The sequence below is a fragment of the Geobacillus sp. YF-1 genome, from assembly GCF_052692335.1.
On record NZ_CP199850.1, the window covers coordinates 896,297 to 911,630 of the forward strand.

Below are 15,334 nucleotides of genomic sequence, written 5' to 3' on the forward strand. Positions count from 1 at the left end.
AGGAATCGATGATGACGATTACATTGCAAGTGCAAGGAATGACATGCGGACATTGCCAAGCGGCGGTGACGAACGCCCTTCAAGCATTGGATGGCGTCAGCCGCGTCGAAGTGCATTTGCAAGAAGGGACGGTCGATGTGGAGTATGATGAAACAAAGATCAGCGTAGAAAAACTGAAAGAAGCGATTGAAGAGCAAGGATATGATGTGAAATAACGAGAAGGGGCCCCGAGGGAAGACGGGGCCTTTTTGATCGAGAGCGTAACGGGACATGACGAGTTCTCGGCTGGGAAAAGTTTTTTCTCTTCTTGAAGAATATCGGGAAAGCGGGATGTTATAATGAAAATAACAGGCGCGGAAAAAGGGGGGATTGATTTGCGATCGCAACAAGACATCCTTAATGAAATGGCGAAATGTTTAGATTTATGGAAGAAAAAGTATGGTGTGAAGCGAATCGGGTTATTTGGCTCGTACAGTCGGGGGGAACAAAGGGAGTCGAGTGACATTGATGTGTTGGTAGAATTTATGGATCATGCGGTGACGTTTGATCATTATATGGAGTTGAAACTGAGTTTGGAAGATCTTTTTCAAAAATCAGTGGATTTAGTGATTGTAGATGATATCAAACCAGGATTAAAGCCGACTATTTTAAGGAGTGTTAAGTATGCAGAGGGATCCTAGCGTCTTTTTGCAAGATATTTTGGTTGCTGCAGAGAAAATTGAGAAGTACACCCAAGGGCTTTCTTATGATGACTTTTTAGATAATGATTTATATCAGATGCAGTCATTAAAAACATATTAGTGATTGGAGAAGCAGCGAAAAACATTCCAGACGAAATCAGGCAAGCATCCCCATATATCGAATGGAGAAAGATGGCTGGCATGAGGGATATGCTGATCCACAGTTATTTCTCCATTAATTATCGAATTGTGTGGGATGTCGTTCGAAATAAGATTCCTGTATTAAAACAGCACGTTGAACGATTGCTAAATGAAAGTTAGACTTCCATTCAAACCGTATGCGCCGTTTGGGGATAGCTCATTATTCAAAAAAGGGGTGGCCTAGGAGGCCGGTGATTTAAGGGAGCAAGCCGCTGATCAAGCCTGTTTCTCAAATAGAAAAGCCTTGTCGCATCAGGATCGTCTTTCAAACGCTCCCCCATTGCTCAAAAGAAACAACCGTTTTTCACCAGCCATTTAGAAGACCAGTGAAAAAGGTTTCCGCGCGTCAATCAGCCGTATTTCACAGGAAAAGAAAGCTGATTTCACAATGCTTCTCAACAGGATAAAAAATAGATGTGCAAAATGTATGGAGAAAATCGTTCAACGAAAATGAAAAAAAAAGACAAGCGATTCGGATCCGCCGAGCTTAGCGGCGATACGTAATCGCTTGCCGTCCCATTTGAACCCAAGCCGCGATAAACTCTTGTTTCGGTGCTTTTTGATTTTTGATGGCGGTCAATGGGTCGTTGAAATAAATGTACTGCTCATCGTATCCCGTAATGAGCACCGCGTGTTCCCGATACGTGATTTTGACCGGTCCTTGCGGTGTTTGCCATTCGCGAAAGGCGGAGGGGGGAAGCGGACGGAAGGTGGTGTTTGTAATGACCCACACCGGGGAGCCTTTCGCTACGTAGTCATAAATGTGCTCAAAGGATTGTCCGGTTAAGTCGACGATTTGCGTTGGCAAGTATCGTTCGGCCAGCTCCTTAATGGGTTTGTGATATACGCCGTATCCAGGCTTCGACAATGTATACATGTCGCCGACAAATCCTTCATTCGGATGGCCGTAAAAGACGAGGCCGTTTTTTACTTGATATGGCGTCGGATTTTTCCGCACTTGTCTCGCTAATGTCATTTTGTCAACATCAATTCCCGCATGGTTCAGCAGCATGGCTAAGCTGGTGACTTCACATCCCCTTGGCAGCTCGGGGAGCTGCGAGATTAACGGCGCGTCAATCAACACCGTTGATTTCAACGTCGATTTGCCGGCGTTCGCCGCTTGGTCATGATTGACAAGCGGGACGATGGTTTCCTGTACAAAATGTTGAAATCGATCCTTTGTTTGCGCCCAGCTTTTATGATTGGACAAAACGGCTAGAAGCAAGGCGAGACAGCCCGCGTATACAGCCAGCAGCAGCTGGTCCCTTTTGCGGCTGAGAGGGCTTCGCAAAAGGGCGAGGCAGAGGAGCACGATGAGAGCGGTCAACAGCGAGATCATGGTGAGCAAAGCGATTCTCCCCCTTTATCAGCAGTGCTTCAATGGCGGCTTCCGGGCTGTTTTGATTGTTTTCCCGTTTCCAAAGAAGGGTATTGGAACAAGAAAGCGTTAAAAGTATAGTCAGCTGCCCATTGTGCCTCCGATGGTTGTGATGGAACGTTGGGTTTTGTCAAAAATGGCGAAAGATTGGTTTTGAAACTTTGCTTTTTGTAAGATAGAATGGAACTGGTTTTGTTTTCTTCTTTGCCTATTATTTTATTGCAACCGAAGGCGTAAGGCAAAGAATAAAAACGGGTTGCCTTGATGTCAATTCATTGGAGGGACAGTCATCGTTATGTGTGGATTTATTGGATGGATTGTCGATCGTCCAGAATGTCAAGATCCGGGATGGAGCGAGGAATTAAGGCGGATGAACCGCCTGATTACCCATCGCGGGCCGGATGATGAGGGGTATTATATGGATGAGCACGTCGGGTTTGGATTTCGGCGGCTCAGCATCATCGATTTGGAAGCGGGGCACCAGCCGCTCTCGTATGAAAACGATCGGTACTGGATCATTTTTAACGGGGAGATTTACAATTACGTCGAATTGCGGGAAGAGCTGACGGCGAAAGGATTGTCGTTTGCGACAAACTCCGATACGGAAGTCATCGTTGCGCTTTATAGCATGGAACAAGAAAAAGCGGTCGAAAAGCTGCGCGGGATGTTTGCGTTTGTCATTTGGGATAAGCAGGAAAAAACGGTGTTTGCAGCCCGTGATCCGTTCGGCATTAAACCGTTTTTCTATGCGGAACAAGGCGGCCGCACGTTTTTCGCTTCGGAGAAGAAAAGCCTTTTGCTTGCGCTTGGGGAGGAAACGGTAGATCATGAATCGCTCCAGCATTATTTAACCTTCCAATACGTCCCCGAACCATCGACGATGTCGGCCGGTATTTCGAAGTTGGAGCCGGGGCATTATATCAAGAAACGAGTCGGTGAACCGCTCACGATTCATCGCTATTGGAAGCCGTTTTTCCGCCCTGTTCGCCAGTCGGAGGAGGAATTGGTTGAGAACATCCGCACGGCGTTGGTTGATTCGGTCCGTGTCCATATGCGCAGCGATGTGCCGGTCGGGGCGTTTTTGTCGGGCGGCATTGATTCCTCGTTTATCGTGGCGATCGCCAAACAGTTTCATCCGGATTTAAAGACGTTTTCGGTCGGGTTTGAGCGGCAAGGGTTCAGCGAAATCGATGTGGCCAAGGAGACGGCTGAGAAGCTGGGCGTAGACAATATCAGCTATGTCATTTCGCCGCAGGAGTATATGGACGAGCTGCCGAAAATTATGTGGCATATGGATGATCCGTTGGCGGATCCGGCTGCGGTGCCGCTGTATTTTGTCGCCCGTGAAGCGAGAAAGCATGTTACTGTGGTGCTTTCCGGCGAGGGGGCGGACGAGCTGTTTGGCGGCTATAACATTTATCGTGAACCAGAGTCGTTGCGGTGGTTGGAGCGGATGCCGGGAGCGGTGAAGAGCGTGCTGCGCTTCATCGCCAAGTGGCTTCCCGACGGGGTGAAAGGGAAGAGCTTTTTAGAGCGCGGCACGACCCCGCTTGAAAAACGGTATATCGGGAACGCCAAAATATACAGTGAAGCGGAAAAGGCGGCCTTGCTCAAAACGTATGAAAAAGGCCGTGAGTATACAACGGTGACCGCGCCGCTCTATCAAGAAACCGTTCATTATCCGCCGGTCAACCGGATGCAGTACATTGATCTCCATACATGGCTGAGAGGCGATATTTTAGTTAAGGCCGATAAAATGACGATGGCGCATTCGCTTGAGTTGCGGGTGCCGTTTTTGGACAAAGCGGTGTTTGCAGCAGCTGCTACGATCGCTCCGGAGATGAAAACCGCCAACGGCACGACGAAATATATTTTGCGCAAAGCGGCCGAAGGCATCGTGCCGGATCATGTATTAAACCGAAAAAAATTAGGATTTCCTGTGCCGATTCGTCATTGGTTGAGAAACGAAATGTATGATTGGGCGAAACAGCTTATTCACGACAGCGAAACGGACCACTTGTTCCATAAAGACGTGCTGTATCGCTTGCTCGATGAGCATGCGCAGCAGAAAGCGGACCATAGCCGCAAGCTGTGGACGGTGTTGGCGTTTATGATTTGGCATCAAGTGTATGTAGAGCGAGCCTATGATTTTGTTTCATCTGGACAAAAGGAAAAGCCGCTGGCGCCTGCTTTTGAGGCGTAAGGGGGAACAGGACGAGGCGTCCCGGAATTCGGCCGGGGCGTCTGTCTGTTTTGGCCCGAAAACTATAAGGGGCGGTGATTGACTCGCGCAACTGCTTCTCGGAATCGTTTCTCCAATAGAAAAGTCTTGCAACACTGCACACTTTTATTCATTGACCAAAGGAAACCAATGTTTTTCAACGGCCTTCTAAGGATTGATTGAGAAAATCTCGCTTGTCCCTTGCAATTCTTGTTGTTTTAGTATATGCTTGTTCCATCAGGATGATCATCCACTATATATTGATTTATTTGCTTTTTCAAACAACTATATATCGTTGTGCCAAGCAATGGTGTCCATCAGGACTTAATAGGGAATCCGGTGTGAATCCGGAACTGCCCCCGCAACTGTATGTGCGGACGAAATGGGATGGCCACTGGCGGCAAGAGCCATTTAGCGCCGCTGGGAAGGACCCAAAGTAGGACGATGCACGAGTCAGGAGACCTGCCTTGCTTGGAACGTTTCATGTTCTTCGGGGTGTGAGAAGATGAAACGATAGGGGAAAAGAAAAAGGGAGTTCGTCTGCCTTTTTCCGTCTGTCGTTTCATCCGCTCGCCTGCCCGAGCGGATTTTTTTATGGAGGAGAGGGGAAACGAATGACAGTGTCGACGAAATCAATTGTTGTCGATGATCAAGGAAAAGAGAAATCATTTTCGCGCGAGGAGTTTGCTAGGTTGGTGGAGCAGGCGGCGGCCGACTTTGTCCGTCTGTCGCTCGAGGAATATGAAGAACGTGTATGGCAGCTTCTCAGCCGAAAAGAGATGGTCACCTTCCGGCAGCTATATCAAACCGCCATTTTGGAAGGGCTGTCGTATATTAGTGAGGAGGAGCCGGAATGGACGTTTGTGTGCGCCCGCCTGTATTTGCAACAACTGTACCGCGAGGCAGCACGGCAGCGCGGGTACGAGGAGCGCAAGCGGTATGGCGATTTCTACTCGCTCCTTGTTGCGCTGACGGAACAAGGAGTATATCATCCGCTGCTGCTTGAACGTTATACGAAAGAAGAAATTGAGTCCATCGGTGCGTTTCTTGATCCGGAGAAGGACAAGTTGTTTACGTACATAGGGTTGCGCACGCTTGCGGATCGGTATTTGGCCCGCGATTATGAGCGGCGGTTGTATGAGTTGCCGCAGGAGCGATTTTTGATTATCGCCATGACGCTTATGGCCAATGAACCACAGCAGCGGCGGCTTGAGTTGGTGAAGGAAGCGTATTGGGCGTTAAGCAACCTATACATGACCGTGGCGACGCCGACGCTTGCCAACGCCGGGAAGTCATACGGCCAGCTGTCGAGCTGCTTTGTCGACACGGTCGATGACAGTTTGCAAGGGATTTACGACAGCAACACCGACATCGCCAATTTATCGAAATCGGGCGGCGGCATTGGGGTCTATTTAGGGAAAATCCGGTCGCGCGGCAGCGACATTAAAGGATTCAAAGGGGTCTCCTCCGGCGTCATCCCGTGGATGAAGCAGCTGAACAACACAGCGGTGAGCGTCGATCAGCTTGGGCAGCGAAAGGGAGCTATTTCCGTCTATTTGGATGTGTGGCATAAAGATATTTTTGCGTTTCTCGATGCGCGGCTCAACAACGGCGACGAACGGCTGCGGACGCATGACTTGTTCACCGGCGTTTGCATCCCTGATTTGTTCATGGAAATGGTCGAACAGCGCGGCGACTGGTATTTGTTTGATCCGCATGAAGTGCGGACGGTGATGGGATTTAGTTTGGAAGACTTTTATGATGAGGAAAAAGGGAAGGGCAGCTTTCGGGAGAAATATTGGCAATGCGTCAACGAACCGAGGCTGTCGAAAGAAAAAGTGCCGGCGATCGAAGTGATGAAAAGCATTATGCGCAGCCAGCTCGAGTCGGGGACGCCGTTTATGTTTTACCGCGATGAAGTGAACCGACAAAATCCGAATCGCCATCTCGGGATGATTTACTGCAGCAACCTTTGCACGGAAATCGCGCAAAACCAAAGCCCGACGGTGATGAAGCGGCAATATGTGAAAGACGGAGTGATTGTGATCGAAAAAATCCCGGGCGATTTTGTCGTCTGCAATTTATCGTCGATCAACTTGGCGCGTGCGGTGACCGATGGGGTGTTGGGGCGGCTCATCCCGATTCAAATGCGGATGCTTGATAATGTCATTGATTTAAATCACATTCCGGTGCTGCAGGCCGGTTTGACGAACGAAAAATACCGCGCTGTCGGGCTTGGCACTTTTGGCTGGCATCATTTGCTGGCGTTAAAAGGCATTCGCTGGGAGTCAGAGGAAGCGGTCCGCTACGCCGATGAACTGTATGAAACGATCGCGTATTTGGCGATTCAAGCGAGCATGGAGCTCGCCAAAGAAAAAGGGAGCTACCCGGCGTTTGCCGGATCGGATTGGCAGACGGGCGCTTATTTCGAACGGCGCGGCTACCAAAGCCACGGCGAGCTCGATTGGGACCGACTCAAGAGCAATGTGGCCCGCTACGGGGTGCGCAACGGCTATATCATGGCCATTGCGCCCAACGCCTCGACGTCGATCATCGCCGGCAGCACGGCGAGCATCGATCCGATTTTCTTAAAAGTGTATGCCGAGGAAAAGAAAGATTATAAAATTCCTGTGACCGTGCCGGATCTAAACGAACAGACGACATGGTATTACAAATCGGCGTACCATATCGACCAACGTTGGAGCATCAAGCAAAACGCCGCGCGCCAGCGCCATGTCGACCAAGCCATCTCGTTTAACTTCTACGTCATGAATACGATCAAGGCAAAGGAGCTGCTCGATTTGCATTTGACAGCGTGGAAGTCGGGGTTGAAAACGACGTATTACGTGCGTTCGACATCGGGGACGATCGAAGAGTGCGATTCGTGCGCGAGCTGACCGGGGCCAAAAGAGGCTCACTTCCTTGTGCCAGAGAGGCGTAGGCGGTTGGCCGCGCGCACGATACTTATATAAACTGCAACTTGGTTTTCCATGGCATTGTTGCTCTTCTTGTCACCGTGCCAGCTTGTCAGGTGATCAAGATGGGACATGGAGATCAGAAATTCTTTTATAGAAAACGAAAGGGAGGAATGGACGATGACGATCGGCTTAGTCAAACGGCCCATTATGGATCCGGAGGCGCCGAACCGTTCGACGGGCATCATCAACGGCCGCTGCTCGAATGTGTTGAATTGGGATGATCTCGCCTATCCGTGGGCGTATGCCAAATATAAGCGAATGCTCGCCAATTTTTGGACGCCGTTTGAAATCAATATGGCGCAAGATGTGAAGCAGTTTCCGCAATTAACGGCCCGCGAGCAGGAGGCCTTTTTGAAAATCATCGGTCTTCTGGCGCTGCTTGACAGCATCCAAACCGATTACGCCGGACGTGTCGCTGATTACATTACGGACCCGAGCATCAACGCGCTCATGATTATGCTCGCCCAGCAGGAAGTCATTCACAACCATTCGTATTCATACGTGCTTTCGAGCCTTGTGCCGAAAGCGAAGCAAGATGAAGTATTCGACTTTTGGCGGAACGAACCGACGCTGCGCAAGCGGAACGATTTTGTGACGAATGGCTACAAGGCGTTTGCGGAAGAGCCGAATGTGGAAAACTTGTTGCGCTCGATCGTTTTTGACGTCATTTTAGAAGGACTGTTTTTCTACTCAGGGTTTGCGTTCTTCTACAACCTCGCACGCCAGCAAAAAATGGTGGCGACGAGCACGATGATCAATTACATCAACCGTGACGAGCACATTCATGTCGATTTGTTTGCGAAAATTTTCAAAGAAGTGTTGAACGAATATCCGGAATATCGGACGTCGGAGTTGGCGGATTTTGTCCGGGAAACGTTTACGAAAGCGGCTGAGCTGGAGATCGAATGGGCGCGGGAAATCATCGGCCATGAGATCGATGGCATCGACTTGGCTGATTTGGAGGCGTACATTAAGTTTTACGCCAACGTCCGCGCCCACCAGCTTGGGTTTGACCGCCCGTTCGACGGCTATCGGACGAACCCGCTTCGCTGGATTAAAGCGTATGAAGAAGTCGACCTTGGCAAATCCGACTTTTTCGAACAAAAGCCGCGCCAATATACGAAAGTGCAAGTGGACAACGGATTTGATGAGTTGTAATGATAGAGAAGCCACGTTTGACAACAGTCAGCGTGGCTTTTTTGTCAGGCAAGGCGCCTTTGGCTTGATTTGCCGTTTTTTGAACGAATAGGAGCGAGCGTTTTGGCAGGACAGATGGCCAAGCAGTCTGCAAACATGGGCGAGAAACTACGTGAAGCTGTCGTTGCGGTTGAACAACAGATGGCCAAGCAGTCTGCAAACGTGAGGGGACGATGAGGATATAAGCGGGCGTTCGATGGGGGCTGTGCTGTTGGCGCGCAAAGCAGCTCACCTGATTCAAGGGTGAGCTGTTTTCGTTCAGAGGAGAAGAGTCAGGCAATGAAAGAGGAAGAAAAGAGACGATAGCGTGGCCCATCCCACGTCACCTTTTGGCCCCGTCCGGAATAAAACAGAATCAGGAACATTGCCCACTTGATATAGGACGCGATTCCGGCGATAATGGAAGCGGTATGGAATGAATGCCGCTGGGCGGCACGGAAGACGTAAAGAAGGTGGCAGAACGATGGAACGTGCAGAACATCTTTATCAAAGACTCGTACAGATTTGTGGTGAACGAAATGTCCTTCGCGATGAGCCGATGAAAAACCATACATTGGTGCGGATCGGCGGCAAGGCCGATTTTCTCGTCTGGCCGGAGACGTATGAGCAAGTCATTGAGGTGTTGCGGCTGAAAGAAGAGTACGGCCTGCCGTTTACGCTTCTTGGCAACGGTTCGAACGTCATTATCCGCGACGGTGGGCTGCGCGGCATCGTCATGCAGCTGAAGCATTTGAACCGCATTTGGCGTGAAGGAAACAACGTGATCGCCCAAAGCGGAGCCGATATTAAAGCGGTGTCGCGGTTCGCGCTCGAACAACACCTTACCGGGTTGGAGTTTGCCTGCGGCATTCCGGGGTCGGTCGGCGGGGCGATTATGATGAACGCTGGAGCGTACGGCGGTGAAGTGAAAGATGTGCTTGACCATGTCAAAGTGGCAACGCTTGCCGGTGAGTTGAAAACGTTGAAAAAGGAAGAGCTGGAGCTTGGCTATCGAACAAGCTTGATCAGCCGGACGCATGATATTGTGCTCGAAGTGGTCTTTGCGCTCCAGCCGGGCGACTATAAGCAGATCAAGGCAAAAATGGATGATTTAACCTTTCAGCGCGAATCGAAACAGCCGCTGGAGTATCCGTCGGTCGGAAGCGTGTTTAAGCGTCCGCCGGGCTATTTTGCCGGCAAGCTCATCCAAGACAGCGGCCTTCAGGGAAAAGGATTCGGCGGCGCCGAAGTGTCGACGAAACATGCGGGATTCATTATTAACAAAAACAATGCGACCGCTGCCGATTACATTGCGACGATCGAAATGGTGCGCAAAACAGTGAAAGAAAAATTCGGGGTCGATCTGGAGTTGGAAGTCAAAATTATTGGCGAGGAATGAAGGAAGATCCGAATCCGGTTTGCGGGTTCGGATTTTTTCATTTTGACGAGAGGAAAAATGAAACCGACCGCCAATAGGTAAGAAAAGGGGTTATGAATGGAGGAAGAGGATGAAGCTTTGTTTTATTATCAACCCAGCCGCCCAAAACGGCCGGTCCGTGTCCGTTTGGAAGCAGCTGCAACCGCAGCTGGATCGGGAAGGAATCGCCTATCAGGCGTATTGGACGAGCCGAAAGGGAGAGGGAAAGGACATCGCCCGCCGCATCGGCGCGGAACGTGTTGAACCGACGGTGATCGCGGCTGTCGGGGGCGATGGGACGGTGCATGAAGTGGTGAACGGCGCGGGCATGTTTCCGCACGTGGCGATAGGCTGCATTCCCGCCGGAACGGGAAATGATTTTGTTCGCGGTTTCCGTCTGGCCCGAAAACCGAAACAGGCGCTCCAACGGCTGATCAATGGCGCTCGGTCCGGCAAGGCTTGGACTTTCGATCTCGGCCGTTTTGCCAGCCGCATCGTGCCGGACGGCGTGTTTGCCAGCAGCATCGGCTGCGGGTTTGACGCCCACATCGCCCGCGCGGTCAACCGCTCGAAATGGAAGGGAAGGCTGAATCGCTTCGGGCTTGGCGCGCTTACTTATGCCGTTTATTTAGTGAAAGAGCTGTTTTGCTATCAACCAACGAACCTCGAACTTTTCATTGACGGACGGGCTTATTCGTTTCCTAAAGCTTGGATGGCGACGGTGTCGAACCATTCGTACTACGGCGGTGGAATGCGCATCGCTCCGTCGGCGCGGGCGGACGATGGCCTGCTTCATGTGACAGTTGTCGGCGCAATTTCCCGCTGGAAAATTCTTGCCCTGTTTTTGTCCGTATTTTGGGGCGGACATGTGCGGATGAAAGAAGTGTCCGTGTTCGCTGGACGAAACGTGTGCATCCGTCCCGCAACCCCTGTTCCCGTTCACGCGGATGGGGAGGAGGCGGGAGAAGGGGAAGTGTCGGTTTGGATAGAGGCTAGAGGACTGAGAGTGATCGGAGCGGAAACGCAATGAAAGGTTGAGGCGTATATGAATAAAGAACAGTGGCGAGGGGAGGGGGACGATGGGGAAACGGGTAGTCATGCTCGATGTTGTCTTCTATGTTGTGTTTCCAATTGTTCTTTGGCATGCGTTGCGCGGCCCGGTCGGGGAGTACGGGGCGATGCTGATTTGTACGGTGCCGGGAGCGGTTTATACGGTTTACCGCTTTTGGGTCAGTCACCGAGTGCAATGGTTTGGCGCATTTTTGCTTGCCAATCTCGCCGTTAGTACGCTATTGAACGTATTCGCTGGTTCCGCGTTGCAGATGTTATGGAACGATGTATCGTATTCGATCGTTTTGTCCGTCTTGTTTTTGGGAACGGTCATTGTCAAGCGCCCATTGATGCTTTATTTTTCGCTTGATTTTGTGGAAATGCAAGGGGCGCCCCGTGCGGCAATGAAAAAGCGGTTTTTTGAAGGCGATGTGTTTCCGCTTTTTCAGTGGATCACTGTTGGCTTTGCCGTGCGCGACGGGCTGTTGGCGGCGATCAAGGCTTATTTGATCGTCCGTTATGGCGTCGAGGCGTTTGACCGGGCGATCGTGGTTCGGGAAATCGTTAGTTGGGGGATCACGATTCTCTGTATTTTCGGGTTTGCCCGTATCTCGAAAATCATCTCGGAGCGGGAGAACCGTCATCACCTGGTGTGAGTGTGAAGGAGAAATCCGACGAAGAAGGGAACTAGGCATGAAGAACGGCTGTTTCCAACGGGCGTTGAAAACAGCCGTTTTTCTCTGAAAACGGGGAGAATCTCCATTTTTCGCGTGTACGCAAGTGGCGGGGATCAGGCTTATTTCTTTTCTTGCTTGTTCGCTGTTTGGCAATGGCTAGCGGGTTTGGTATAATGGAGGAGAGTTGGGTGAGAACCGTGTGTGAGCAAAACTCCTGCCATCGATTGGCGGGAGTTTGTTTTTGCCGGCGGATGTGCAAAGGAAAGGAGACGGATGGATGATGGGCGAGCGAATTGAGGACGTTGTCGATGTTTGTTTGCTGGCGGGAAAGTTGATGCTTGAAAGCGGCGGGGAGACGTATCGGGTGGAAGATACGATGATGCGGATTGCGGCTTCGTTTGGCCTGGCGCGCTCCCATAGCTATGTCACGCCGACAGCCATCATTTTTTCGATTGAGGGAACGAACTCGACGCGGTTGATCCGCATTTCTGAGCGCTCGACCGATTTGGCGAAAGTCGCGGTCGTGAACGATATTTCCCGGCGCATCAGCCGCGGTGAACTGACGCTTTCGGAGGCGCGCGAGGAGTTAGCGCGTGTCGCGTATGCGCAACCAAGCTACCCTCTTTGGCAGCAAACCGCCGCGGCTGCGTTGGCCAGCGCTTGTTTTGCTTCGCTGATCGGGGGCATCGCTCATTTTCTCCCGTCGCTCGTTTCCGGAGGAGCTGCCTTTTGGTGCTTTGAAATGGTGCACCGATTGGTGAAAATACGGTTTTTTGCCGAATTTTTCGCCGCCTTTGTCGCCGGTTGGCTTGTCTTATGGTTGGCAAAGGCTGGATTCGGTCGGGATGTCGCAAATATGATGATCGGATCGGTGATGCCGCTCGTGCCGGGGCTGGCGATTACCAATGCGGTGCGTGATTTAATGGCCGGTCATCTGATCGCCGGGCTGTCCCGCGGAGCGGAAGCGTTTTTGACTGCGTTTGCGATCGGCACGGGCATTGCTTTTGTTTTGTCTATTCGATGACAGGGGAGCAGGGAACGATGATCATGATGCAGTTGTTGCTTAGTTTTATGGCATCGGCGCTGTTTGGCATCATTTTTAACATCCCTCCGCGCTTGTTGCCGCATAGCGGGTTTGTCGGGATGAGTGGGTGGGCGGCTTATATGTTCGCTTTCCGATCGGGAGCGGATGGGGTGATTGCGACGTTTATGGCTTCGTTTTTTGTCGCCTTTTTGAGCAATGCGTTCGCCCGCCGTTATCGGGCGCCGGCGACCATTTTTATTGTTCCCGGCGTTCTTCCGCTCGTGCCGGGCGGGACGGCGTTTGAAGCGATGCGCCATGTCGTTATGAACGATTACAATACGGCGATGGCTCTGGCAGCAAAGGCATTGATGATTTCCGGCGCCATTGCCATGGGCTTGATTTTTTCGGAGGTCGTCAACCAACTGGCGAGACGCCGCCGTCATTCATCGCGATAGGTTGTTTTTTCCTTTCTGCCTATTTGTCGTTGCATTTGTTTATTTGAATATTATAATAAATATAATCATCATTTCATCTTTTAAACAGCCGGGGGAGAGCAATGAAGGAAATCATCAGACAGCTGAAAACAGAGCTATGGGAGATTTTTGACCATCTTCATCGTCATCCAGAAATCAGTTGGGAGGAGTGGCAGACGACGGAATTTGTTCGTCAGGAGCTGGAGCGCGAAGGGTATCGGGTGCGGACGTTTGCCGATTGTCCGGGCGTGGTGGCGGAAATCGGCGCCGGCCCGTTTACGGTCGGGGTGCGCAGCGACATGGACGCTCTTTGGCAAGAAGTCGACGGCGTTTGGCAGCCGAACCATGCGTGCGGGCACGACGCTCACATGACGGTCGTGCTTGGGGTGGCGAAATTGCTTCGCCGCATCGGCTATGAGCCGCCGGGGACGCTCCGGTTTTTGTTCCAGCCGGCCGAAGAAAAAGGCACAGGGGCGTTGAAGATGATAGAAAAGGGAGCGGCCGATGGCTTGGCGTTTTTGTATGGCGTTCATTTACGGCCGGTTCAGGAAGTCAAAAGCGGGTACGCGGCGCCGGCGATCCTTCACGGGGCAGCGCAATGCATCGAAGGACGAATTCGCGGTGTAGCGGCCCATGCCGCGCGGCCGCACTTAGGCGTCAACGTCATTGAGGTCGGCAGCGCTATCGTGCAGGAGCTGGGGAAAATTCATATCGACCCCCAAGTGCCGGCATCGATCAAGATGACGAAGTTTCACGCCGGTGAAAAAGATGCGAACACGATCCCGGACTACGCGGAATTTGCCCTTGATTTGCGGGCGCAAACGAACGAAGCGATGGAGCTGCTCATCGAAGGGCTGCGCCATGTGATCAACGGGGTCGCTGCGATTTACGGAGCTGATATTGAGCTTATGGAGCGGACGCGCATCGTCGCCGCTCATCCCGATCCAGATGCCGTGCGGCTGATGGAGGAGGCGATTATCACGACTTTGGGGGCGGAAAAGTGCGTTCTGCCGGTCGTGACGTCGGGAGGGGAGGATTTCCATTTTTATTCCTTTAAGAAACCGGAACTGAAAACAACGATGCTCGGATTAGGCTGCGACTTGCACCCTGGACTCCATCATCCGAAGATGACATTCCGGCGCGAGGATTTGCTTTCCGGCGTGGAAATTTTGGCGCGGGTTGTGATGAATACGTTTGTGACGTTTGCGCCGCGGGGGGAGAGCGAGCGTGCCTCTGTCGCTGCAAATCATTGAGACGATCGAACAGTTGAATGAGATGGCCAGGCTTGAGGAGGAGATTTGGGGAACAGCGCCAATTCCGCTTCATCAAACGCTGACGGTGGCGAAAAACGGCGGCTTGATCATCGGGGCGTATGCCGACGGGAAGCTCGTCGGCTTTGTCTACAGCTTTCCTGGGTTTCGGAACGGGGAAGTGTATCTTTGCTCCCATATGATGGGGATTGCCGAATCGTTTCGCGATCAAGGGATCGGCTATCGCTTAAAAATGAAACAGGCGGAAGAAGCGCGACGGCGTGGTTATCGGGTCATCCGCTGGACGTACGATCCGCTGCAAAGCCGCAACGGCTACCTGAACGTAGCGAAGTTGGGGGCGGCAGCCGTCGGCTATGTGGAAAATTGCTACGGCGAAATGAATGATGCGCTGAACGGTCAGCTGCCGTCCGATCGCTTCATTGTCGAATGGAGGCTTGATGAGCGTCCGACCGGGGAGCGGAGCTTGGCTACAGCCGATGTTCTCAAGGCGAGACGTCTGGTGGTGCTCGATGCAGACCAAAGGGCTGACGGCCTGTTGCGGCCGGTGCTGAAGGACGTCGATGAAAAAGCGGCGCCGTTGTTGTTGGCTGCGATTCCGCTTGACTTTCCGCAGTTGAAAGAGCGGGATCTCGCGTTGGCGCTTGAGTGGCGGTTGACGACGCGCGCTTTGTTTCAGCGGCTGCTCATGGAAGGCTGGATTGCCGCCAGCGCTTGGCGCCGTTCCGGGGAGCCGGCGATGTATTACATATGGGTGCGGAGAAACGAATGGCTGCCGTAGAAAGGGGAAG

The 15,334-nt window shown here is 51.8% G+C and carries 14 protein-coding genes and 1 riboswitch; of the genes, 13 read left to right on the forward strand and 1 reads right to left on the reverse strand.

Annotation, left to right across the window (positions count from 1 at the left end; all coding sequences use genetic code 11):
- Positions 1–11 precede the first annotated feature (11 nt).
- The 3 genes from copZ to ACTVIM_RS04550 all read left to right on the forward strand — a co-directional run bounded on the left by copZ (position 12) and on the right by ACTVIM_RS04550 (position 1,001).
- The gene (copZ, locus tag ACTVIM_RS04540) at positions 12–215 is read left to right on the forward strand and encodes a copper chaperone CopZ (protein ID WP_033019837.1); all 204 of its coding nucleotides are present in this window, start codon (positions 12–14) and stop codon (positions 213–215) included.
- 123 nt (positions 216–338) lie between these two features.
- On the forward strand, positions 339–680 hold the full coding sequence (locus ACTVIM_RS04545; RefSeq protein WP_051962651.1) for a nucleotidyltransferase family protein: 342 nt from the start codon (positions 339–341) through the stop codon (positions 678–680).
- A gap of 120 nt (positions 681–800) precedes the next feature.
- Positions 801–1,001, forward strand: a complete 201-nt coding sequence (locus ACTVIM_RS04550; RefSeq protein ID WP_445613796.1) for a HepT-like ribonuclease domain-containing protein — start codon at positions 801–803, stop codon at positions 999–1,001.
- 367 nt (positions 1,002–1,368) lie between these two features.
- Here ACTVIM_RS04550 and ACTVIM_RS04555 read toward each other — a convergent pair whose 3' ends face one another.
- Complete coding sequence (locus ACTVIM_RS04555; RefSeq protein WP_445613797.1) at positions 1,369–2,229, reverse strand: C39 family peptidase; 861 nt, start codon at positions 2,227–2,229, stop codon at positions 1,369–1,371.
- Between the two features lie 325 nt (positions 2,230–2,554).
- Here ACTVIM_RS04555 and asnB point away from each other — a divergent pair, with 325 nt between their 5' ends.
- The 10 genes from asnB to ACTVIM_RS04605 all read left to right on the forward strand — a co-directional run bounded on the left by asnB (position 2,555) and on the right by ACTVIM_RS04605 (position 15,324).
- The gene (gene asnB, locus ACTVIM_RS04560; RefSeq protein WP_445613798.1) at positions 2,555–4,462 is read left to right on the forward strand and encodes an asparagine synthase (glutamine-hydrolyzing); all 1,908 of its coding nucleotides are present in this window, start codon (positions 2,555–2,557) and stop codon (positions 4,460–4,462) included.
- A gap of 308 nt (positions 4,463–4,770) precedes the next feature.
- Positions 4,771–4,964, forward strand: a riboswitch (cobalamin riboswitch).
- 130 nt (positions 4,965–5,094) lie between these two features.
- A complete protein-coding gene (locus ACTVIM_RS04565; protein WP_445613799.1) occupies positions 5,095–7,377 on the forward strand; it encodes a ribonucleoside-diphosphate reductase subunit alpha in 2,283 nt (760 codons plus the stop codon).
- Between the two features lie 198 nt (positions 7,378–7,575).
- Complete coding sequence (locus tag ACTVIM_RS04570; protein ID WP_339232240.1) at positions 7,576–8,616, forward strand: ribonucleotide-diphosphate reductase subunit beta; 1,041 nt, start codon at positions 7,576–7,578, stop codon at positions 8,614–8,616.
- Between the two features lie 502 nt (positions 8,617–9,118).
- On the forward strand, positions 9,119–10,033 hold the full coding sequence (gene murB / locus ACTVIM_RS04575; protein ID WP_445613800.1) for a UDP-N-acetylmuramate dehydrogenase: 915 nt from the start codon (positions 9,119–9,121) through the stop codon (positions 10,031–10,033).
- A 109-nt stretch (positions 10,034–10,142) separates the two neighbouring features.
- On the forward strand, positions 10,143–11,081 hold the full coding sequence (locus tag ACTVIM_RS04580; RefSeq protein WP_445613801.1) for a diacylglycerol/lipid kinase family protein: 939 nt from the start codon (positions 10,143–10,145) through the stop codon (positions 11,079–11,081).
- Between the two features lie 49 nt (positions 11,082–11,130).
- On the forward strand, positions 11,131–11,757 hold the full coding sequence (locus ACTVIM_RS04585; protein WP_445613802.1) for a VC0807 family protein: 627 nt from the start codon (positions 11,131–11,133) through the stop codon (positions 11,755–11,757).
- Between the two features lie 301 nt (positions 11,758–12,058).
- Positions 12,059–12,802 (forward strand): threonine/serine exporter family protein, encoded by a 744-nt coding sequence (locus ACTVIM_RS04590; RefSeq protein WP_445613803.1) that lies wholly within the window; start codon positions 12,059–12,061, stop codon positions 12,800–12,802.
- Between the two features lie 17 nt (positions 12,803–12,819).
- Positions 12,820–13,257 carry a threonine/serine exporter family protein gene (locus ACTVIM_RS04595; protein ID WP_033843369.1) on the forward strand — a complete coding sequence of 146 codons (438 nt, stop codon included), beginning with the start codon at positions 12,820–12,822 and terminating at the stop codon, positions 13,255–13,257.
- A 101-nt stretch (positions 13,258–13,358) separates the two neighbouring features.
- Entirely contained in the window at positions 13,359–14,528 is a 1,170-nt protein-coding gene (locus ACTVIM_RS04600) for a M20 peptidase aminoacylase family protein (RefSeq protein ID WP_445613804.1), read from the forward strand.
- Positions 14,503–15,324, forward strand: a complete 822-nt coding sequence (locus ACTVIM_RS04605) for a GNAT family N-acetyltransferase (RefSeq protein ID WP_445613805.1) — start codon at positions 14,503–14,505, stop codon at positions 15,322–15,324. Before ACTVIM_RS04600 ends, ACTVIM_RS04605 begins: the two co-directional genes overlap by 26 nt.
- Positions 15,325–15,334: the final 10 nt, after the last annotated feature.

Excerpts from the sequence above, each read along its gene's own strand:
- copZ (WP_033019837.1), top strand. The coding sequence starts at position 12 with ATGACGATTACATTGCAAGTGCAAGGAATGACATGCGGACATTGCCAA.
- ACTVIM_RS04545 (WP_051962651.1), top strand. The coding sequence starts at position 339 with ATGAAAATAACAGGCGCGGAAAAAGGGGGGATTGATTTGCGATCGCAA.
- asnB (WP_445613798.1), top strand. The coding sequence starts at position 2,555 with ATGTGTGGATTTATTGGATGGATTGTCGATCGTCCAGAATGTCAAGAT.
- ACTVIM_RS04565 (WP_445613799.1), top strand. The coding sequence starts at position 5,095 with ATGACAGTGTCGACGAAATCAATTGTTGTCGATGATCAAGGAAAAGAG.
- ACTVIM_RS04570 (WP_339232240.1), top strand. The coding sequence starts at position 7,576 with ATGACGATCGGCTTAGTCAAACGGCCCATTATGGATCCGGAGGCGCCG.
- murB (WP_445613800.1), top strand. The coding sequence starts at position 9,119 with ATGGAACGTGCAGAACATCTTTATCAAAGACTCGTACAGATTTGTGGT.
- ACTVIM_RS04580 (WP_445613801.1), top strand. The coding sequence starts at position 10,143 with ATGAAGCTTTGTTTTATTATCAACCCAGCCGCCCAAAACGGCCGGTCC.
- ACTVIM_RS04585 (WP_445613802.1), top strand. The coding sequence starts at position 11,131 with ATGGGGAAACGGGTAGTCATGCTCGATGTTGTCTTCTATGTTGTGTTT.
- ACTVIM_RS04590 (WP_445613803.1), top strand. The coding sequence starts at position 12,059 with ATGGGCGAGCGAATTGAGGACGTTGTCGATGTTTGTTTGCTGGCGGGA.
- ACTVIM_RS04595 (WP_033843369.1), top strand. The coding sequence starts at position 12,820 with ATGATCATGATGCAGTTGTTGCTTAGTTTTATGGCATCGGCGCTGTTT.
- ACTVIM_RS04600 (WP_445613804.1), top strand. The coding sequence starts at position 13,359 with ATGAAGGAAATCATCAGACAGCTGAAAACAGAGCTATGGGAGATTTTT.